The 19,342-nt window shown below is 70.6% G+C and carries 18 protein-coding genes; 5 read left to right on the top strand and 13 right to left on the bottom strand.

Annotated elements, in window-relative coordinates:
• Positions 1-253: 253 nt before the first annotated feature.
• A complete protein-coding gene (locus OG766_RS25655; RefSeq protein WP_266383811.1) occupies positions 254-916 on the top strand; it encodes a bifunctional DNA primase/polymerase in 663 nt (220 codons plus the stop codon).
• Between the two features lie 145 nt (positions 917-1,061).
• Here OG766_RS25655 and ftsY read toward each other — a convergent pair whose 3' ends face one another.
• Complete coding sequence (ftsY, locus tag OG766_RS25650) at positions 1,062-2,285, bottom strand: signal recognition particle-docking protein FtsY (protein ID WP_266383808.1); 1,224 nt, start codon at positions 2,283-2,285, stop codon at positions 1,062-1,064.
• A gap of 186 nt (positions 2,286-2,471) precedes the next feature.
• Between ftsY and OG766_RS25645 the strand changes: the two genes are divergently transcribed.
• Together OG766_RS25645 and OG766_RS25640 are read left to right on the top strand one after the other, a co-directional pair.
• Positions 2,472-3,947: a cytosine permease gene (locus OG766_RS25645; RefSeq protein WP_328726282.1), complete on the top strand. Its 1,476-nt coding sequence runs from the start codon at positions 2,472-2,474 to the stop codon at positions 3,945-3,947.
• A gap of 60 nt (positions 3,948-4,007) precedes the next feature.
• Positions 4,008-4,979 carry an LLM class flavin-dependent oxidoreductase gene (locus OG766_RS25640; RefSeq protein WP_328726281.1) on the top strand — a complete coding sequence of 324 codons (972 nt, stop codon included), beginning with the start codon at positions 4,008-4,010 and terminating at the stop codon, positions 4,977-4,979.
• Between the two features lie 49 nt (positions 4,980-5,028).
• On the opposite strand, the gene OG766_RS25635 is transcribed toward OG766_RS25640, so the two are convergent.
• The 4 genes from OG766_RS25635 to OG766_RS25620 all read right to left on the bottom strand — a co-directional run bounded on the left by OG766_RS25635 (position 5,029) and on the right by OG766_RS25620 (position 11,566).
• Positions 5,029-6,456 carry a sugar porter family MFS transporter gene (locus OG766_RS25635; protein ID WP_266383800.1) on the bottom strand — a complete coding sequence of 476 codons (1,428 nt, stop codon included), beginning with the start codon at positions 6,454-6,456 and terminating at the stop codon, positions 5,029-5,031.
• Positions 6,457-6,684: 228 nt separating this feature from the next.
• The gene (locus tag OG766_RS25630) at positions 6,685-10,449 is read right to left on the bottom strand and encodes an AAA family ATPase (RefSeq protein WP_328726280.1); all 3,765 of its coding nucleotides are present in this window, start codon (positions 10,447-10,449) and stop codon (positions 6,685-6,687) included.
• Positions 10,450-10,687: 238 nt separating this feature from the next.
• Positions 10,688-10,903 carry a hypothetical protein gene (locus tag OG766_RS25625; protein WP_266383794.1) on the bottom strand — a complete coding sequence of 72 codons (216 nt, stop codon included), beginning with the start codon at positions 10,901-10,903 and terminating at the stop codon, positions 10,688-10,690.
• Between the two features lie 381 nt (positions 10,904-11,284).
• Positions 11,285-11,566: an acylphosphatase gene (locus OG766_RS25620; RefSeq protein WP_266383791.1), complete on the bottom strand. Its 282-nt coding sequence runs from the start codon at positions 11,564-11,566 to the stop codon at positions 11,285-11,287.
• Between the two features lie 154 nt (positions 11,567-11,720).
• Between OG766_RS25620 and OG766_RS25615 the strand changes: the two genes are divergently transcribed.
• Complete coding sequence (locus OG766_RS25615) at positions 11,721-12,581, top strand: CAP domain-containing protein (protein ID WP_266383790.1); 861 nt, start codon at positions 11,721-11,723, stop codon at positions 12,579-12,581.
• 140 nt (positions 12,582-12,721) lie between these two features.
• Here the strand turns inward: OG766_RS25615 and OG766_RS25610 are convergent, their stop codons facing one another.
• On the bottom strand, positions 12,722-13,414 hold the full coding sequence (locus tag OG766_RS25610) for a calcium-binding protein (protein WP_328726279.1): 693 nt from the start codon (positions 13,412-13,414) through the stop codon (positions 12,722-12,724).
• A gap of 347 nt (positions 13,415-13,761) precedes the next feature.
• Here OG766_RS25610 and OG766_RS25605 point away from each other — a divergent pair, with 347 nt between their 5' ends.
• Positions 13,762-14,181, top strand: a complete 420-nt coding sequence (locus tag OG766_RS25605) for a winged helix-turn-helix transcriptional regulator (RefSeq protein ID WP_266383784.1) — start codon at positions 13,762-13,764, stop codon at positions 14,179-14,181.
• Here OG766_RS25605 and mutM read toward each other — a convergent pair.
• The 7 genes from mutM to rsmD all read right to left on the bottom strand — a co-directional run bounded on the left by mutM (position 14,133) and on the right by rsmD (position 19,279).
• Positions 14,133-15,014, bottom strand: a complete 882-nt coding sequence (mutM, locus tag OG766_RS25600; RefSeq protein ID WP_328726278.1) for a bifunctional DNA-formamidopyrimidine glycosylase/DNA-(apurinic or apyrimidinic site) lyase — start codon at positions 15,012-15,014, stop codon at positions 14,133-14,135. The genes OG766_RS25605 and mutM overlap by 49 nt on opposite strands.
• A 159-nt stretch (positions 15,015-15,173) precedes the next feature.
• On the bottom strand, positions 15,174-16,007 hold the full coding sequence (rnc, locus tag OG766_RS25595) for a ribonuclease III (protein ID WP_266383778.1): 834 nt from the start codon (positions 16,005-16,007) through the stop codon (positions 15,174-15,176).
• 19 nt (positions 16,008-16,026) lie between these two features.
• Entirely contained in the window at positions 16,027-16,200 is a 174-nt protein-coding gene (gene rpmF, locus OG766_RS25590; RefSeq protein ID WP_026165248.1) for a 50S ribosomal protein L32, read from the bottom strand.
• A gap of 2 nt (positions 16,201-16,202) precedes the next feature.
• A complete protein-coding gene (locus OG766_RS25585; protein ID WP_266383775.1) occupies positions 16,203-16,901 on the bottom strand; it encodes a YceD family protein in 699 nt (232 codons plus the stop codon).
• A gap of 75 nt (positions 16,902-16,976) precedes the next feature.
• Positions 16,977-18,035: a cell division initiation protein gene (locus OG766_RS25580; protein WP_328727528.1), complete on the bottom strand. Its 1,059-nt coding sequence runs from the start codon at positions 18,033-18,035 to the stop codon at positions 16,977-16,979.
• 153 nt (positions 18,036-18,188) lie between these two features.
• Positions 18,189-18,698: a pantetheine-phosphate adenylyltransferase gene (coaD, locus tag OG766_RS25575; protein WP_266383772.1), complete on the bottom strand. Its 510-nt coding sequence runs from the start codon at positions 18,696-18,698 to the stop codon at positions 18,189-18,191.
• Positions 18,695-19,279 carry a 16S rRNA (guanine(966)-N(2))-methyltransferase RsmD gene (rsmD, locus tag OG766_RS25570; protein ID WP_328726277.1) on the bottom strand — a complete coding sequence of 195 codons (585 nt, stop codon included), beginning with the start codon at positions 19,277-19,279 and terminating at the stop codon, positions 18,695-18,697. Before rsmD ends, coaD begins: the two co-directional genes overlap by 4 nt.
• Positions 19,280-19,342 lie beyond the last annotated feature (63 nt).

Raw genomic sequence — 19,342 nt, 5'->3', positions numbered from 1 at the left:
ACCGGTCCCGCCATGGCGATTCCAGAAACGCCACCATTCGCCACCCCTTCGAATGAACTCGTCTGCGGCCAGGCGCGATTCACTTGACACACGACGATCGGGAGCAAGCGGAGCGTTGTGCGCCAGGGCGCGCGCGACCGGACGCACCACCTCGAGCGACACTTCGCGCCGACGGGACAGCACGACGGCGACGCAGCGTCACCGGCAGACTCCGGGTCGTAACCACCGGCGAGTTCGACACGTTGGAGGGGGCATGGGCTTCACGATCGGCGGCTCCCGGGTCCGGGAGATCCGGCCCGGCGCACGACGCCGCGGCCGCACGACGGAGTGCACGGCAGTGGCCGAGTACACAGGACTGTGGGGCTGGGACGTGGCCCTGGGCGCCCGCGCCTCGGCGGGGCGGTGCTCGTGCGGCGACGCCGCGTGCGCCTCCCCCGGAGCACATCCACTGGCCTTCGCGCCCGAGGTGCCGGCGGGCGCGACGCTCGACGACGCGGCGAAGGCATGGGCCGAGGTGCCCGGCGCGGCGATCCTGCTTCCGGTGGGCCGTACGTTCGACGTCCTGGACGTCGCCGAGTCGGCCGGCCGGCGCGCCCTGGTCCGGCTGGAGCGGATGGGGCTGCCGCTGGGACCGGTGTGCGCGACGCCGACGGGCCGCGCACAGTTCTTCGTCGCCCCCGGGGCCGCCGCCCAGCTGCCCGAGCTGCTCTACCGCATGGGCTGGGACGACGCGGACCTCGACCTGCACTGCCTGGGGCCGGGCCACCACCTCACAGCGCCGCCCTCCGACCACGCGGGCCTCGGCCCCGCCCGCTGGCTCCGCCCGCCGGCCCTCGACGCCTTCGGGGCCCCGCCCCAGGCACGGCTTCTGCTGGGCACGCTGGCGTACGTCTGCCACCGCTCCACCGCGGCGTGACCCCTCGGGGTCCTGCCGCGTCCTCCGGTGCCGGACGGGCTGGGTCTTCCAGCCCGTCCGGCACCCGAGGACCGGGGCTTCGGGGCAGTGCACCGTAAGGCGGGGTCCGGGGCGGAGCCCCGGGTGTCCGCTGGTGGCCGATCAGCTAGTCGCCGATCAGCGCGTCGACGAATGCCTCCGGCTCGAACGGGGCCAGGTCGTCCGGGCCCTCACCGAGGCCGACGAGCTTGACGGGAACGCCGAGTTCACGCTGGACGGCGATCACGATGCCGCCCTTGGCCGTGCCGTCGAGCTTGGTCAGGACGATGCCGGTGATGTCCACGACCTCGGCGAAGACACGGGCCTGCACCAGGCCGTTCTGACCGGTCGTGGCATCGAGGACGAGCAGGACCTCGTCCAGCGGGCCGTGCTTCTCGACGACTCGCTTGACCTTGCCCAGCTCGTCCATGAGGCCGGTCTTGGTGTGCAGCCGCCCCGCGGTGTCGATGAGCACGACGTCCGCGCCCTCCGCGATGCCCTCCTTGACGGCGTCGAAGGCGATCGACGCCGGGTCTCCGCCCTCGGGCCCGCGCACCGTACGCGCGCCGACCCGTTCGCCCCAGGTCTGGAGCTGGTCGGCGGCGGCCGCGCGGAACGTGTCCGCCGCGCCCAGGACGACGCTGCGCCCGTCCGCGACGAGCACCCGCGCCAGCTTGCCCGTGGTCGTCGTCTTGCCGGTGCCGTTGACACCGACGACCATCACGACGCCCGGGGTGTCCAGGCCGCTCTCGGTCTTCACCTCGCGGTCGACGTCCGTGCCGATGAGGGCGAGCAGCTCCTCGCGGAGCAGGTTCCGCAGCTCGTCCGGCGTGCGCGTGCCGAGCACCTTCACCCGCTCGCGCAGATGCTCGACGAGCTCCTGCGTCGGTGCGACGCCGACGTCCGCGGTGAGGAGCGTGTCCTCGATCTCCTCCCACGTCTCGTCGTCGAGGTGCTCGCGCGAGAGCAGGGTCAGCAGTCCCTTGCCCAGCGTGTTCTGCGAGCGGGCGAGGCGGGCACGCAGCCGTACGAGACGGCCCGCGGTCGGCTCCGGGATCTCGATCGCGGGAGCCTCGGGCTCGGCGACGACCGGGTCCTCGACGGCGGCCGGGGTCTCGACGGCCTCCTCCGCCGTCGGGAGGTCGACCTCCTCGATGGTGCGGCGTGGTTCTTCCCGCGGTGTCTCCGCCTCCTCGCCGACATGCGGCTCGGCGGGCGGAGCGGTGATGGTCGGCGTGCTCGACGGTGCCGAGGGCGGCAGCTGCTTCTTCTTGCGGCTGCTGACCACGAGCCCGCTGATCGCGCCGATCGCGACCAGGGCGATGACTACAGCAAGGATGACGATTTCCATAACCCACCCAGTATCGGCCACGTCCGGTGAGGACCGGCCTGCTCAGAGGATCACACAAGGATCCGCGCCCATTTTTGGGCCTTTTGCCAGAGAACGTTACGATGGCTCTTCCGGCCGTCTCGCGGTCGGCGCTCTCCCGGGGCCCGCAGCCCCCGGACTCCCCACCTTTCCTACGGAGCCTCTTCAATGCCCCACGCCTCCGAGTCCGAAGGCGCGATAGAGACCCGTGGCCTCGAGCCCGTCCCCGACGGTGAGCGCACCGGCCACGTCCGCGAACTCTTCCCGACCTGGGTCGCCGCGAACATCAGTGTGCTGCTGCTCACCATGGGTGCGGGCCTGATCGTCTTCAACGGCCTCAACATCTGGCAGGTCCTGGTCGTCGGGATCGCGGCGCCCGTCCTCTCGTACGGGATCGTCGGCCTCATCTCGCTCGCCGGCAAGCGCGGCGGATCCCCGGGCATGGCGCTCTCCCGCGCGGTCTTCGGTCAGCGGGGCAACCGCTTCCCGGGTTCCCTCATCTGGGTGGCCCGTTGGGGCTGGGAGACCATCAACGCGGTCACCGGCGCATACGCCCTGCTGACCGTGCTCGACCTGCTCTTCGGCGTCCGGCCGAACACCACGCTGATCGTCGTCACGCTCCTGCTCTTCGTCGCGGCGACCCTCCTCGTGTCCGGCCTCGGCATCAACGCGCTACGGGCGTGCAGCAAGTGGTCGACCTATCTCTTCGGGGCGTTCTCCGTACTCGTCCTGGTCCATCTGGCGGCCAACACCGACTGGTCGGCCGTGCTGGGCAAGCCGGCGGGATCGACCGCGATGATGATCGCGGGCATCGGCACCATCGCGGCGGGCGGCATCAGCTGGGTGCCGTCGGGCCCGGACTTCACCCGCTATCTGCCGCGCACCGCGTCCGGCCGTGCGGTGGTCGCCTCGACGGTCGGCGGCGCCGGCATCGTCGTGCTGCCGATGGTGCTGATGGGTGCGGTGATGGCCGTGGCCACGCCGGACCTGGCGTCGGCCAAGGACCCGGTGTCGTTCATCGGCGAGCTGCTGCCGGCCTGGATCTCGGTGCCGTATCTGCTGATCGCGCTGGTGGGCATGCTACTGATCAACGCGATGTCGATGTACTCGGCCGGCTTCACCGCGCAGACGCTGGGCATCAACGTGCCGCGGGCCTGGGCGGTCAGCGTGAACGGGGTCATCTCGCTGGTCTTCGGCTTCCTGCTGATGGTGGTGGCGACGAGTTTCATCGGCTCGTTCATCTCCTTCCTGACGCTCCTCGCCGTGGCGTTCTCCGCGTGGATCGGTGTCTTCGGTGCCGACATGCTGCGCGGGCGTACGTACGACGGCGACGCGCTGATGGACACCGGCCGCACCAGCGCGTACTGGTACCGGGGCGGTTTCGCCTGGCAGGCCATGACGGCCTGGGCCGTCGCCCTGGTGGTGGGCCTGCTGTTCACCAAGGTCGACTGGTTCAGCGGCCCGCTCGCCACGTCCTGGGTCGGGAAGAACGGTCTGGGCTGGGTGGCGACCATCGTCGTGGCGGCCGCGCTGTACGCGGCGCTGCCGCGCACGAGCACGGCCGCGGAGTCCCCCGCGGAGCCGACGACCGAGCCGGCGCAGGACCCCGCGGAAGAGCCTGCGCCCGCGCCTGTTTCCATCTGACGCGACGTCAGCTAGCGTCCCTCTCCGCCTGCTCACACCCGGTAGAGGGGGACGCTCGTCATGGCCTTCACCGTCGTACGGTTCAACCTCGTCGATCCCTCGGCGACGCCCGAGTCCCTCGCGGCCCGCTACCGCGCGGCCCTGGAGATGGCGGCGTACGCCGACGACCGCGGCGTCGACACGATCCAGACCGAGGAGCACCACGGCGCCGTCAACAACTGGCTGCCCTCCCCCTTCACCTTCGCCGGAGCGGTGTTCGGGGCGACCCGGCGGATCGCGGTGACCGTCTCGGCGATCATCGGCCCGCTGCACGATCCGCTGCGGCTGGCCGAGGACATCGCCGTACTGGACCTGCTGAGCAAGGGCCGGCTCGTCACGGTGGCGGGCATCGGCTACCGGCGGGAGGAGTACGCGGCCCACGGCGTCGACTGGCACCGGCGCGGCGCGCTCCAGGACGAGCTACTGGAGACCCTGCTCGCGGCCTGGACCGGCGAGGAGTTCACCCATCGGGGGCGTACGGTACGGGTCACCCCGCGCCCGTACACCCAGCCGCATCCGCTGCTGCTGGTCGGCGGCTCCTCGAAGGCCGCCGCCCGCCGTGCCGCCCGCCTCGGGCTGCCGTTCTTCCCGAGCGCCCATCTGCCGGAGCTGGAGGCCTACTACCACCAGCAGCGCGAGGAGCTGGGGACCGAGGGGTTCTGCATGATGCCGGCGGCGCGGGTGCCGCTGCTGCACATCGCGGAGGACCCGGACGAGACCTGGGCTCGCTACGGGGAGCACTTCCTGCACGAGGCCCGAACGTACGCGTCCTGGCAGTCCACGGAGATCCGCTCGGCGGTGAAGTCCTCGGCGACCACGGTGGCCGAGCTGCGGACGGAGGGGGTCTACCGGGTGGTGACCCCGGACGAGTGCGTGGAGCTGGGCGCCGACAGCCTCGTCCTGCATCCGCTGTGCGGCGGGATGCCGGTGGACGAGGGCTGGCGCAGCGTCCATCTGCTGTGCGAACAGGTGCTGCCCCGGCTCAAGGGCTGAGCCGGGGCAGTTCCATGGCCTCGGTGGCCGAGGAGAGGGGCAGCGGGGTTTAGCCCATCTCCTCCAACGCCTTGCCCTTCGTCTCCGGCACCCATTTGAGGATGAACGGGATCGAGAGCACGGCGAAGATCGTGTAGATGATGTACGCGCCGGACAGGTTCCAGTCCGAGAGCGACGGGAACGTCACGGTGATCAGCCAGTTGGCGATCCACTGGGCGGAGGCGGCGACGCCCAGCGCGGCGGCACGGATCTTGCCGGGGAACATCTCGCCGAGCAGCACCCACACCACGACGCCCCAGGAGAGGGCGAAGAACAGCACGAAGAAGTTGGCGGCGAAGAGCGCGACCGTGCCCTGGAGGCTGGGCAGCGAGACCACGCCGCCGACCTCGGTCTTGTACGAGAAGGCCCAGGCGGCCAGGCCCAGCGAGATCGCCATGCCGACGGAGCCGATGAGCGCGAGCGGCTTACGGCCGAGCCGGTCGACCAGGACCATCGCGATCACCGTACCGATGATGTTCACGATCGAGGTCTCGAAGGCGTAGAAGAACGAGCTCTCCGGGTTGATGCCGACCGACTGCCACAGCGACGAGCTGTAGTAGAAGATCACGTTGATGCCGACGAGCTGCTGGAAGACGGAGAGGCCGATACCGATCCAGACGATCGGCAGGAAGAGGAACTTGCCGCCGAGCAGGTCGCTGAAGGAGGGCTTGCGCTCGTGGCGCATGTTCTGCTCGATCTCGGCGACCCGGGTGTCGAGGTTCACCGCCTTGCCCTCGACGTCGCGGAGCACCTTGCGGGCCTGGTCGTGACGGCCGACGGAGATCAGGTAGCGGGGCGACTCGGGGATGACGAAGGAGAGCAGTCCGTAGAGGACGGCCGGGATCACCATGATGCCGAGCATCCACTGCCAGGCCTCGAGGCCGCCGATGCGGCCGCGCTGGTCACCGTTCGCGAGGTTGAGGACGCCCCAGTTGACCAGCTGTGAGATGGCGATGCCGGTGACGATGGCGGCCTGCTGGAAGGAGGCGAGCCGGCCACGGTACGCGGACGGGGAGACCTCGGCGATGTAGGCCGGGGCGATGACCGAGGCCATGCCGATGGCGATACCGCCGATGACGCGCCACATGGCGAGGTCCCAGAGGGCGAACGGAAGCGCGGACCCGATGGCGCTGGCCGTGAACAGCACCGAGGCGATCTGCATGACGCGGATGCGGCCGATGCGGTCGGCGATCCGTCCGGCGGTGGCCGCACCGATGGCACAGCCGATCAGCGCTGCGGCGATGACCTGGGCCAGGGCCTCCGGGCCGACGTCGAAGCGGTCCCTGATGGCCACGACGGCACCGTTGATCACCGCGCTGTCGTAGCCGAAGAGGAAGCCTCCCATCGCGGCCGCCGCCGCGATGAAGATGACATGGCTGAGGTGCTCCGGCCTGGCCTTGCGGCCTTCCGGTGCCGGCGCCTGCGGGGTGCTGGTCACGTGTACTCCTGGGGCCACCCGGCAACGGCGCCGGGCGTGGGGGGCGAGCCCTTCCAGTGGCGCACAACATGACGCCGCCCACCACTTGAAGGTAAAAGCAACGTTGCAGAGACTATGCGTTCAAGTTTCGAAGTCAAGGCCGCGTCATGGCGTCACCGAACCCGCAAGACTCCAGGGACTTGTGTACAAGTATTGAAGATCCAGGTGGGAGGGCATACGCATCGACGATCAGCGAAGACGCTGGCTGATCACCTTGGAGACGCCGTCACCCTGCATGGAGACGCCGTAAAGGGCGTCCGCGACCTCCATCGTCCGCTTCTGATGCGTGATCACGATCAGCTGGGAACTCTCCTGCAGCTCCTGCATGATGCGGATGAGCCGCTGGAGGTTGGTGTCGTCGAGCGCCGCCTCGACCTCGTCCATGACGTAGAACGGGCTGGGCCGCGCCTTGAAGATCGACACCAGCATCGCCACGGCGGTCAGCGAGCGCTCACCGCCGGACAGCAGCGACAGCCGCTTGACCTTCTTGCCCGGCGGCCGGGCCTCCACGTCCACGCCCGTGGTGAGCATGTTGTCGGGGTCGGTCAGAATGAGCCGGCCCTCACCACCGGGGAAGAGCCGCGAGAAGACGCCCTCGAACTCGCGTGCGGTGTCCCGGTACGCCTCCGTGAACACCTGCTCGACGCGTTCGTCGACCTCCTTGACGACCTGCAGGAGGTCGGCGCGGGTCTTCTTCAGGTCTTCCAGCTGCTCGGACAGGAACTTATGACGTTCCTCCAGCGCCGCGAACTCCTCCAGAGCGAGCGGATTCACCTTTCCGAGCTGCTGGTACGCCCGTTCGGCGGACTTGAGCCGCTTCTCCTGCTCGGCGCGGGCGAACGGCCGCGGCTGGTTGCGCGGATGCTCGGGGTCCTCCGGAAGCTCCTCGCCCTCGGCGGGCGGTGACGGCGGTACGAGCTGATCGGGGCCGTACTCGGAGACGAGGCCCGCGGGCTCGACGCCCAGCTCCTCCAGGGCCCTGGTCTCCAGCTGCTCGATGCGCAGACGCTTCTCCGCGCCGAGGACCTCGCCGCGGTGGACCGAGTCGGTGAGCTTGTCGAGCTCGCTCTTGAGGTCCCGGCCCTCGGCGCGGGCGGCGGTCAGCTCCCGCTCGCGCTCGGCCTTCGCGGCCTCGGCGGCGGCACGTTCCTGCTCGGCCCGTACGACGGACACCTCGACATGTGCGAGGAGCTGACGGGCGCCATGGGCCACCGCCTGGGCCACGGTGGCCTCGTGGCGGAGCCGCGCGCGGCGCTGTTCGGCGCGCGCCCGTGCCTCGCGCTCGGCGCGTGCGCCACGGTCCAGCGCGTCGGCGCGCCCCGCGAGCCCTTTCACACGCTCCTCGTGGGTACGGACCTGGAGCCGCGCCTCCATCTCGGTCTGCCGGGCGTTGGCGCCGTCGGCCGCGAGCCGATCCCGTACGGAGGTGTCCGGCTCCTCCTCGACGGGAGTCTCCTCGGCGACGACCAGCCGCTCCGCCAATTCCTCCGCCTCGTACAGCGCCTTCTCCAGCGCCTCTTCGGCGCGCTCGGCCGCCGCGGCCGTACGTTCGGCCTCCCCGGCCGCCCCACGCGCCTGTCCCGCCAGCCGGCCCAGCTGCTGGGCGAAGCCGGCCTTCTCCTTCTCGGCGGCCCGCCGCCGCTCGCCCAGTTCCTCGACGAGCGCGGCGGACGCCGTGCGCCGCTCGGTGCTCTCGTGCTGCCGCACGGCGAGTTCCTCGCACCGTACGGCCAGCTCCTCCAGCTCGGCGGCGGCCTCGTCGACCGACGCCTGCACCTCCAGCAGGCTGGGCGCCCCCGCGGAGCCGCCGTGCGCGAAGTGCGCGCCGAGCACATCGCCTTCGGCGGTGACGGCGATCAGCCCAGGCCGCGTCCGGACCAGGTCCTCGGCGTCCTCCAGGGTGCCGACGACCACCATCTCCCGTACGAGGCGCTCCACCGCGGGCATCAGCTCCCCCGGCCCCCGCACCAGCTCGGCGACCCGCGGCGGTCCGCCGGGTGCCACGTCGGAGACGACGCCCCGGTCCTGGAGCGGCACCGACGGGACGCGGTCCCGCGCGTGCGCAGGGCTCCCGGCCCCGTCGTCGAGCGCCGCCCGAGCCGGAACTGACGCCGCGCCACCGGCCGGCGCCGGGCCCGGCACGGGCTCGCGCGCCGAGGCGGGCAGTCCGCCGCCCGGCATGGCCCCGTCGCCGGTGGCCGGGGCGGCGCCGGCTCCGTCGGAGGCGGCCTGCTTCGGGACGGACAGCAGCAGGGACGCCCGGCCCGCGTCCTGCTTGCGCAGCAGACGGATCGCTTCGGCGGCCGTCGCGGGGTCGGTGACGGCGATCGCGTCCGCCGCCGCGCCGAGGGCCGCGGCGACCGGGATCTCGTAGCCAGGGGTCACCGTCAGAAGTTCGGCGGCCGGGCCCAGCACGCCGGACAGCCTGTCCCGGGCGGAGAGCAGGGCGCCGGTGCCGTCCTTGCGGCGCAGGCCCTGGGCGAGAGCGTCGTGGCGGGCGGCGACGGCGGCGCGCTTGCGCTCCGCCGCCGTGGCCGCTTCCCGTGCGGCGGACAAAGCGGACTCCGCCTCGGCCAGTTCGCGCCTGGCGGCGTCGTGCTGTCCGGCGAGCGACGAGTCGTCCGCGTCCAGCCCGTCGACCTCGGCCTTGAGCTGCTCGTACTCCTCCTGGGCCGCTGTCGCCCGCTCCTGCGCCTCGTCCCGGGCAGCCGCGAGCCGGCCGATCTCCGCCTGGGCGGAGGCGGCACGCGAACGGGCCGCGTTGACCTGACCGTTCAGCCGGGCCAGCCCTTCACGCCGGTCGGCGATCGCCCGTGCGACGTCCTTCAGCCGGCGCTCCTCGACCGCCAGCTCGCGCTCCAGTTCGGCCCGATGGGCGACGGTGTCGTCCAGCGCGCGTTCGGCCGCATCCAGCGCGGCCTCCAGCTCCGCCTCCTGCTCGCGGATCCGGGCGGCCTCGCGCTCCATGTCCTCGGGATCGCGGCCGCGCCGTTCCTCCGTGGGCGCCGCCGTGGCGCTCTTGACCCGGGCGTCGGCCAGCGACACCGTGCCCCGGACCCGCTCGGCCAGTTGCGACAGCTCGTACCAGGTCTGCTGGGCCCGCTGCAGCCGTGGCGCCAGCCGCCGTACCTCGTCCTCGAGATCCGCCTCACGCGCCTGCGCCGCCTTGAGATCCGCTTCCGCGGCCTCTTTGCGTTCCTTCAGCGCGGCCTCGTCGGCGACCTCGGTCCTGAGCGCCTCCCGCATCCGTACGAGGTCGTCGGCGAGCAGGCGCAGTCGCGCGTCGCGCAGATCCGCCTGGATGACGGCGGCCCGGCGCGCCACGGCGGCCTGCCGCCCCAGCGGCTTGAGCTGACGCCGCAGTTCGTCCGTCAGGTCCTGGACGCGGGCCAGGTTCGCCTGCATCGCGTCCAGTTTCCGCAGCGCCTTCTCTTTCCGCTTGCGGTGCTTGAGAACGCCCGCGGCCTCCTCGATGAACGCCCGGCGCCCCATCGGGTCGGCGTGCAGCACGGAGTCGAGCTGTCCCTGCCCGACGATGACATGCATCTCGCGCCCGATACCCGAGTCGGAGAGCAGTTCCTGAATGTCCAGCAGCCGGCAGGTGTCCCCGTTGATCTGGTATTCGCTGCCGCCGTTGCGGAACATGATCCGCGTAATCGTGACCTCGGCGTATTCGATCGGCAGCGCCCCGTCGGAGTTGTCGATCGTCAGCGACACCTCGGCGCGGCCGAGCGGCGGCCGCCCGGTCGTCCCGGCGAAGATGACGTCCTCCATCTTCCCGCCGCGCAGGGATTTCGCCCCTTGTTCACCCATGACCCAGGACAGCGCGTCCACGACATTGGACTTGCCGGAACCGTTCGGCCCCACGACACAGGTGATGCCGGGCTCGAAGCGCAGCGTCGTCGCGGAGGCGAAGGATTTGAACCCGCGCAGGGTCATGGCCTTGAGGTGCACGCCGCTGGACTTTACCTCCCGTCGCCCGGAGATCACCGGAGATGTCGGTTCCCGGCTGCCGCACCGGCAGTTGTCCCGGCTGCCGCGTGCGTTTCACCCATGAGGGCGCAGGGCACATCAGACGGTAAGCGGCGCACTACAACGAGGGAAACAAAGAAAGAAGGGACGCCGAAGCGTCCCTTGCATACATACCTGCCTTGCGAGAGAGTTTCTCACCGGACCCCGACGGGGACTGGGATCAGGTGAGCGCCGGCTCGCCCTTGGGTACGTCGATGTCGATGCCTTCGAGCAACGACTCGCCATGGTGCTGTGCGGCGGCGCTGAGCGCGTCGTTCTCGGACTGGATCCGTACGAGCTCGGACTCCAGGTCCTGGACGCGCTGCTGAAGCCGTCGCATCTCGGCGAGGAGTCGCGGGTCGGAACCGCCGACATAACCGAGAAGCGCCTTTGCCATGATGGATGGTCCTCCACACTGAGTGACCGACCGATGCGGTGTGGGTCGTGAGGGATTCGCACCCGCGGTGCTCGGCAGCGCTTGTGTTTACTGCGGTTCGTACTGCCAAACAGCTGAGGTGCGCGGGGCTTCCAGCGTCTCACCAAAAAGTTTGACGGTCAACACGATCACACCCCGTATCGACGGGCGAGCCGCGGGCTCACGACCGTGAGACACACGGCCGCGGCTCTCCTGCGGGCCCCGGGGGCGTGGAGATCATCCTTACTGCGGCAGCCTGGCACGGCAGGACCGTAATTGGCAACCACCAGCGCGTTTCTTGCGAACACGTGTGCTGGGGGCAGTCATCTGAACACATGGTGTGGCCGTATCGCGGACATCCGCTCAGCGGATCGCGAACCCGTCGTAGCCCCCGCGCGGATCGCCCCAGATTTCCGTGACACCGTCGACGGCGCCGGGCGTGTCGGAGGACCTGAGCCACTCCAGGAGACGGTGGCAATTCTCACGTGGACCCTCGGCCACGATCTGCACCCTGCCGTCGTCCAGATTGAGTGCGAAGCCGTGGAGGCCGCCGATCTCCATGGCGTTTGCCCTGGTGAACCAGCGGAAGCCCACGCGCTGTACTCGGCCGCGTACCCACGCGGTGAGCCGTGCGTGTTCGTTCATGCGCGCAAGCTACACGTGAGCCCATCGATCGATCGCCCTCGCCTCACTTCCCTCACTGCCGTATTCGCGTACAGTCCCGACGAAATGGACTCCACTCATTCGGGTCAGTCCAGACATTGTCGACTTGCATTCAGGACGAGGAAGGGCGAGCTGGATGGGACGCCATCGCCGGAAGAACCGGGCCGCGGTGCCCGTACGTACCGGGCTTCTCGGGGTCTCCGCCGCCATGGCGGTGGGCGCCGTGGCCGTGGCCGCCGGTCTGCTGCCGGGCAGCGAGGTGTTCACCGGGGGAAGTGAGAAGACCAGCGCTCAGCAGGTGCGCGAGGCGCGCTCCGGTGACCTCAACGCCCTGGGCGGCGCCTCCGCCACCCCGTCCGAGCGTCCCTCCGCGTCGATGAGCCGTGGCGCCGAGGGGGCGGCGAAGTCGTCGAAGGGCCTGTCCTCCACGTCGAGCAAGCCGTCGCCGTCCGCGTCCGCGACGCCGACGAAGCAGAAGCCCGCGCCCAAGGCGCCCGAGGCGAAGCGGCCGGCGGCCCCTGAGGCGAAGGCCCCGGCGAAGCGGACCACCGCCCCGGAGCGCAGGTTCAAGCCCCTCCCGACGAAGCCGCCCCGCACCCACGCTCCCGTCGGCTCCGGCGAGTCCGCGGCCGAGGCAGAGGTGCTGGCCCTGGTCAACCAGGAGCGCGCGAAGGCCGGCTGCAGCCCGGTCCGCCCGAAGGCGTCGCTGGCCTCCCTCGCGGACAGGTTCAGCTCGGACATGGCGGCGCGCGGCTTCTTCGACCACACCGACCCGGACGGGGACACCCCGTGGGACCGGGCCTCGCAGGCCGGTGTCGGCGGACTCGGCGGCGAGAACATCGCCCGCGGCCAGGCCGACGCCCGGACCGTCATGAACTCCTGGATGAACAGCGACGGCCACCGCGCGAACATTCTCAACTGCGAGTACCGGACGCTGGGCGTGGGTGTCTCCTTCGCCGAGGGCGGCCCGTGGTGGACGCAGGACTTCGGCTACTGACATCTCCTCAGGTCAGCGACCTGCCAGCTTTCGTGGGCCGTCTCGGAGCCGTCATCGGCGACCGAGGCGGCCCACGTCGTGCGCGGCACCGGCTTCGCACCGGCGGCCTCGTGAGCGGGGCGTGCCGGGCGTTGCCGGGTTCAGTCGTTGCAGCCGGGGCCGTCGCTCGGGTCGACGCAGGAGTTGATCCCGGTTCCGCCGTTGTTGCGGTTCGTGCCCTCTCCGCCGTCCAGGGCGTCGTCGCCGGCTTCCCCGAAGAGCCGGTCGTTGCCCGCCTTGCCGAAGAGCTGGTCGTTGTCCCTTCCGCCGCGGAGCTCGTCGTTGCCCCTGCCGCCGTAGAGGGTGTCGTCGCCCAGGAAGCCGGAGAGCCTGTCGTTGCCCGAGTCGCCGGAGAGCTCGTCGTTGCCCGTCTCACCGCGCAGCTCGTCGTTGCCCGATTCGCCCTCGAGGTTGTCGTTGCCCCAGCCGCCGAAGAGCTGGTCGTCGCCCGGGCCACCGGTGAGCCGATCGTTGTCCCGGTCGCCGTTGAGGGTGTCGTTGCCCGGGCCGCCGCAGATGAGGTCGTTGCCCCCGAGTGCGTAGACCGTGTCACTGCCTCCGAGCGCGAAGATGACGTCGTTGCCGGGGGTGCCGATGATGACGTCGTTCTCCTCGGTGCCCACTCTGGTGGGTCTGGCGTCCTCGCACTTCGAGTCGCTCGAGTGGGACGTGGTGCTCGACTGGATCGAGGGGGTCGATTCGACGGCTCGGCTCCGTGTTCCGGGTGCGGCGGCCACGGTGGAGGTGGACAGGAAGAACGGCCCCCCGACGACGAGCACGACGAGTGCGGACACCGACCGGGCGCTGGCACGGCGCAGGCCGGAGCACCCAGTTGGAGACGTCGTCGACCGGTCGTCGTCAAAAGGGCGGAGCTGGGACATGGCTCGGCTGTCTCCCGGGTGAGGTGCGCAGCTGTCCTTCACAGAAAGTCACACTTCCGCCCAGCTCGCTGCGCCACCCGAAGCGGCCACAATCGCCCACGAGCCGTTGACGCAGGTCACGGCCGATGGACCGGGCCCCATAAGCACTCCTTCGGCCGCCACCCGCACGGAGCGATCACAGAGAAGGGGGGCCGGTCCGGCGCATACCGGCACACAGCGCTCTCCCTCGGTGAGCGCTGTGCGGGCGTAGGGTGTCGCGCATGGACGACGCCATCGCCTTCGACGTGTTCGACCGGCAGTGTCCGTCGCGCGGCACGCTGGAGCACGTGACCGGTCGGTGGGGCAGCCTGACGCTGGGCGCGCTGTACGAGAGCGGCTCCCGCTTCAACGAGCTGCGGCGGCGCGTCGACGGGGTGAGCGAGAAGATGCTCTCGCAGACGCTGCACGCCCTGGAGCGGGACGGGCTCGTGCACCGCGAGGCGCAGCACACCAACCCGCCGCGGGTCGACTACGAACTGACGCCGCTCGGGCGCGAGGTCGCCGGGCGGCTGCTCGGCCTGATCCACCTGGTGGAGGGCCGCATGCCGGAGGTACTGGCGGCGCGCGAGCGCTACGACCTGACGCGCGAGCGTTACGACGAGACGCGCGGCAGCGAGCGGACCGGGCGCGGCGGGCGCTGACAGCGCGGGCAGAAGTAGCTCGACCGGTTCATCCAGGGGCGTCGGCGCATCGGTGTGCCACAGCGGCGGCAGGGCTCGTCCTCGCGCCCGTAGGCGTCCAGCGACCGGTCGAAGTAGCCCGATTCACCGTTCACATTGACGTAGAGGCTGTCGAAGCTGGTGCCGCCGACGGCGAGGGCGGCCTTCATCACGTCCCGTACATGGCCGAGGAGTTCGGCGGACCTGGGGCGGGTGAGGCTCGCGGTGGGCCGGTCGTAGTGCAGTTTGGCGCGCCACAGGGCCTCGTCGGCGTAGATGTTGCCGACCCCGCTGATCAGGGACTGGTCGAGCAGGGCGCGCTTGACCGTCGTACGCCGCAGCCGCAGCGCCGTGTGGAAGGCGGCGTCGTCGAACTCGGGATCGAGCGGGTCCCGGGCGATGTGGGCGATCGCGTCCGGCAGGCCGTCGGGGGTGGTGTCGTGGAGCGAGAGTCCGCCGAAGGTGCGCTGGTCGACGAAGCGGAGCTCCGTGCCGAGGCCGTCCTCGAACCGGATCCGGATCCGGAGGTGCTTCTCGTCGGCGGCGGCCTCGGGCTGGACGAGCAGCTGCCCGCTCATGCCGAGATGCCCGAGGACAGCGGCACCGCTGTCCTCCAGCGGCAGCCACAGGTACTTCCCGCGTCGCCGGGCCACCCCGATGCGATGCCCCTCGAGCCGTGCGGCGAAGTCCTCGCCGCCACCGAGGTGCCTGCGCACGGCGCGCGGATGCAGGACCTCCACGCTCCCCACGGTCCGGCCGGCGACCCATTGCTCAAGCCCCCGTCGCACGACTTCCACCTCGGGCAACTCGGGCACGGACCCCTCCGGAGCTCTCTCGCTACAACGCTCGCAGCGTACCTCTCGCCCTCCCCGGCCCGGGCCACGGGGCCGCTCCCCTCAGCTCGGGGGCAGACGGCCGGGAAAGGAAAAGCCTCCTGCCGCGCATACGCGCGGCAGGAGGCCGGAAGCGGGGACTCAGGCCGTGGCCCGAGGTGAAGGAGTGTCGGCGGCCCCTTCGTCGTCTGCGGGCTGAGCGGCTTCCGCGGCCTTCGCCGCCGCCGCACGCTCGTCCGCCGCCGCGCGCTCGTCCGCCGCCGCGCGCTCGTCCGCCGCGGCGCGGATCGCGCGCCACGCGGACTCCGCCGCCTGCTGTTCCGCTTCCTTCTTGCTGCGGCCGGTGCCGGTGCCGTACGAGACACCACCGACGCGGGCAGCAGCAGTGAAGGTCTTCTCGTGGTCCGGACCGGTCTCGGAGACCAGGTACTCCGGGACGCCGAGCCCCTCGGCCGCCGTGAGTTCCTGGAGGCTGGTCTTCCAGTCCAGGCCGGCCCCGAGGTTCGAGGACTTCTCGATCAGTGGGTCGAAGAGCCGGTGGACCAGCTCGGACGCCACGTCGAGGCCTTGGTCGAGATAGACCGCGCCGATCACCGCTTCCAGGGTGTCGGCGAGGATGGACGCCTTGTCCCGGCCGCCCGTGCCCTCTTCGCCCCGGCCGAGCCGGATGAAGGAGCCCAGGTCGAGGCCACGGCCGACCTCCGCCAGCGCACGCGAATTGACCACCGCGGCCCGGAGCTTGGCCAGCTGGCCCTCGGGCAGATCGGGGTGGGTGCGGTACAGCGTGTCCGTGACCACCAGTCCGAGCACCGAGTCCCCGAGGAACTCGAGCCGCTCATTGGTGGGCAGGCCGCCGTTCTCGTACGCGTACGAACGGTGGGTCAGCGCACGCACCAGAAGGGCGGACTCGAGCTGATACCCGAGCCGCCCTTCCAGAAGCGTGTGGGACGAGGCAGAACTGATGCTGTCGGACATCGTGCCTCTCACCAGCCGCTCAGACCTCGAGGACCTGGCGCTTGTTGTAGGTGCCGCAGCTCGGGCACGCGATGTGCTGCTGCTTCGGCTCCTGGCAACGCTCACACGAAACCAGGGTGGGGACCGCAGCCTTCCACTGCGACCGGCGGTGGCGCGTGTTGCTGCGCGACATCTTCCGCTTCGGAACAGCCACGGCTACTTCTCCTGCTTCTCGTCGACGCCCGCTTCGGCGCCGCTCATCTCGTCCTTCTCACCGGTTCCGAGTGAATCGGTGAGTCCCTGCAGTGCCGCCCAACGGATGTCGACGGCGTCATGGTGGTGCTCCGGGTCGTCGTTCAGGTTGGTCCCGCATTGGGAACACAGTCCTGCACAGTCCTCCCGGCACACCGGCTGCATCGGCAGTGCGAGCACCACCGCATCACGCAGCACAGGCTCGAGGTCGAACAAACCGTCCTCGAGGAAGAGCCTGTCCTCGTCGTCCTCGGCGTCGTCGACGGGCTCCGCCTTGGGGCGGCCCCGTTCGTCGGCGTCGGGGTACGAGAACATCTCCTGGAAGTCCGCCGCGACCTCTTGGCGCAGCGGCTCCAGACACCTTACGCACTCCCCCTCGACCGCTGCACGGGCGGTGCCTGTGACAAGCACCCCTTCCATGACGGACTCGAGGCGGAGCTCAAGCTCCACAGGCGCGCCCTCCGGCACGCCGATGACCCCCTCGATGCCGAGGATCGCCGGCGCACCGGGCGCCGGAACCGAGCGGGAGAGCCGCTGGAGCGCACCGGGCCGCCGGCCCAGCTCGTGTGTGTCGAACACGAGAGGGTTGCGGTGGTCGAGGCGGGCGTTCAGGGCTTCTCCTGCTTTCGGATCGTGTGGGGGGCCGCGGTTTCGGCGCAGCATCGGCTGCACGCACGCGCGACCGAAGAGCCAGGATACTGGACCGTTCGCTCCAGGCCCAATCCGGTCCGTACCGGATCAGCGACCCTGCTCGTAGCGCCGCAGCTGCTCCAGGTCGATCATGCTCGTGTCGAAGAAGCTGGTCTCGTCCAGCGCGGCGGCCTGGGGCTGCGGCTGGGCCTGGGGCTGCTGGTACGCGTACGGGTCCTGGTGCTGGGGCTGAGCCTGCTGCTGGTACGCGTACGCCTGGTCGTAGCCCTGCTGCTGGTACGCGTAGGGGTCCTGCTGGTAAGCGTACGTGTCCTGGTACTGGGGCTGGGGCTGGGCCTGCTGCTGGTCCTGCTGCTGGTAGGCGTACTGATCCGCCTGCGCGGGGATCTGCACCGCCTGCTGGACCTGCGGCGCGGGATCCGCCAGTTCCGCCAGCCCGGCCAGGTAGTCCGCGTCGCTCGTGTGCTGCATGCCCCCGGCGGCGTCCTGGGCGGCGACGTGCGCGCCGAGATCGTCGGTGGCGATACGGCCGTGCAGCTTCTGCCTGCCGCGGCCGACGGCCTCGAGCGTCTTGGAGAGCACCGCCTCGAAGGCACCGAGCTTGGCGTCCACGTAGTCGTCGGCGCGCTGGATCAGCGTCTGCGGGTCCGCGCTGTACTCGGGGGCGTCCTCGTCGGCGTACCCCTGCTCGTCCAGCCCGGGCCCGCGGCCGAGCAGCTTCTCGCGGCCGCGGTCGACCGAGCCGATGGTCTTGTTGAGGACGACCTCGAAGTTGGCGAGCTTGGAGTCGACGTAGTCGTCGGCCTCGGCGCGGATCTCCTCGGCATCCCGGCGGGCCTCGGCGAGGATGCGGTCGGCCTCGTCCTGGGACTGCCGGGCGATCTGGGTGTCGGAGATCAGCGAGCCACGCTCCGAGTGGGCGGCCTCGATGATCCGCTGGGCCTCCTGGCGGGCGTGCTCGACCATCTGGTCCCGGCCGCCGATCAGCTCCTGCGCCTGGGCGAGCGAGCCGGGCAGTGCCTGGCGCACCTCTTCGAGCATCGCGAGCAACTCGGCGCGGTTGACCACGCAGGAGGCCGACATGGGCATGGACCGGGCGTTCCCGACCGCCTCGACGATCTCGTCGAGCTTCTTCTGCACGTCCACCGTGTGCTCGCCACTCTCTACAGTCACTTCGGCCACTACGGCCGATATGGAGACGGACGGAACGACTGTACGGGCAGTCGGCGCCCGGACGACACCGGGTGACGGCCCGTCAGGATGCCGCTTCCGGCATCGCTTCCGGCGTCGGTTCCGGCATCACTTCTTCGGGAGCCGGTCGGTCAGTGCCGCGAGGACGACCGGGGGCACCAGGTGCGAGACGTCCCCGCCCCAGGCCGCGACCTCCTTGACCAGCGAGGACGACAGGAAGCTGTAGGTCGGGCTGGTCGGCACGAACAGCGTCTCGACGCCCGAGAGGCCGTTGTTCATCTGGGCCATCTGCAGCTCGTAGTCGAAGTCGCTGACGGCGCGGAGGCCCTTGACGATGGCGGGGATGTCCCGCTCCTTGCAGTAGTCGACGAGCAGGCCGTGGTAGGCCTCGACCTCGACGTTGCCGTATTCGGCGGTCACCTCGCGGATCAGCTCGATCCGCTCTTCGACGGTGAACAGTCCCTGCTTGGACTGGTTGATCATCACCACGACGTGCACGACGTCGTACAGCTTGGAGGCGCGGGCGATGATGTCGAGATGTCCATTGGTGATGGGGTCGAACGACCCCGGACAGACGGCGCGGCGCAACTGAATTCCCTCGCTCTCCGGTCCGGTCATGGTGCGTCTTCGCACGTAGAGGCGGCGCGACCGTACCAAAGCGTTCCCTCGCCGTAGCGACGGGCCCGCAGTGGCTCGATTCCCTCGGGCCAGGCGAACTCACCGCCCCTGGTGCTGCGCTCCACGGTGACGAGCGCATCCTCCGCGAGCCACCCTCCCGAGCGGAGTGTGAGGAGAATCTCGCGAAGATCGTCGTCCGTGACGGCGTAGGGAGGGTCGAGGAACACCACGTCGTACGGTGCCGTCGGCGGGGGTCCCTGGACGATCTGCTCGGCCCGGCCCGTGCGGACCTCGGCACCGGGCAGGGCGAGCGTCCGCACGTTCTCCCGGACCGTGCGGGCGGCGCGGCCGTCGGCCTCGACGAGCAGCGCGTGGGACGCGCCGCGTGACAGCGCCTCCAGGCCGACGGCGCCGGAGCCCGCGTAGAGATCGGCGACACGGATGCCCTGCAGGGTGCCGAGCATGGACTCCCAGGTGGAGAACAAGCCCTCGCGTGCCCGGTCGGAGGTGGGGCGGGTGCCGTTGCCCGGCGGCACGGCCAGGCGGCGTCCGCCGGCCGCGCCGGCGATCACGCGGGTCATCTGAGTCCTTCACGAAGACGTTCGTCCGGTCCGGTTCGATCCGGACCGGTCACCTCCACGATA

It is taken from the genome of Streptomyces sp. NBC_00259 (genome assembly GCF_036181745.1).
GTDB lineage: Bacteria > Actinomycetota > Actinomycetes > Streptomycetales > Streptomycetaceae > Streptomyces > Streptomyces pratisoli.
The sequence above is the reverse complement of the archived record's forward strand: the minus strand, read 5'-3'. Positions and strand labels throughout refer to the sequence as shown.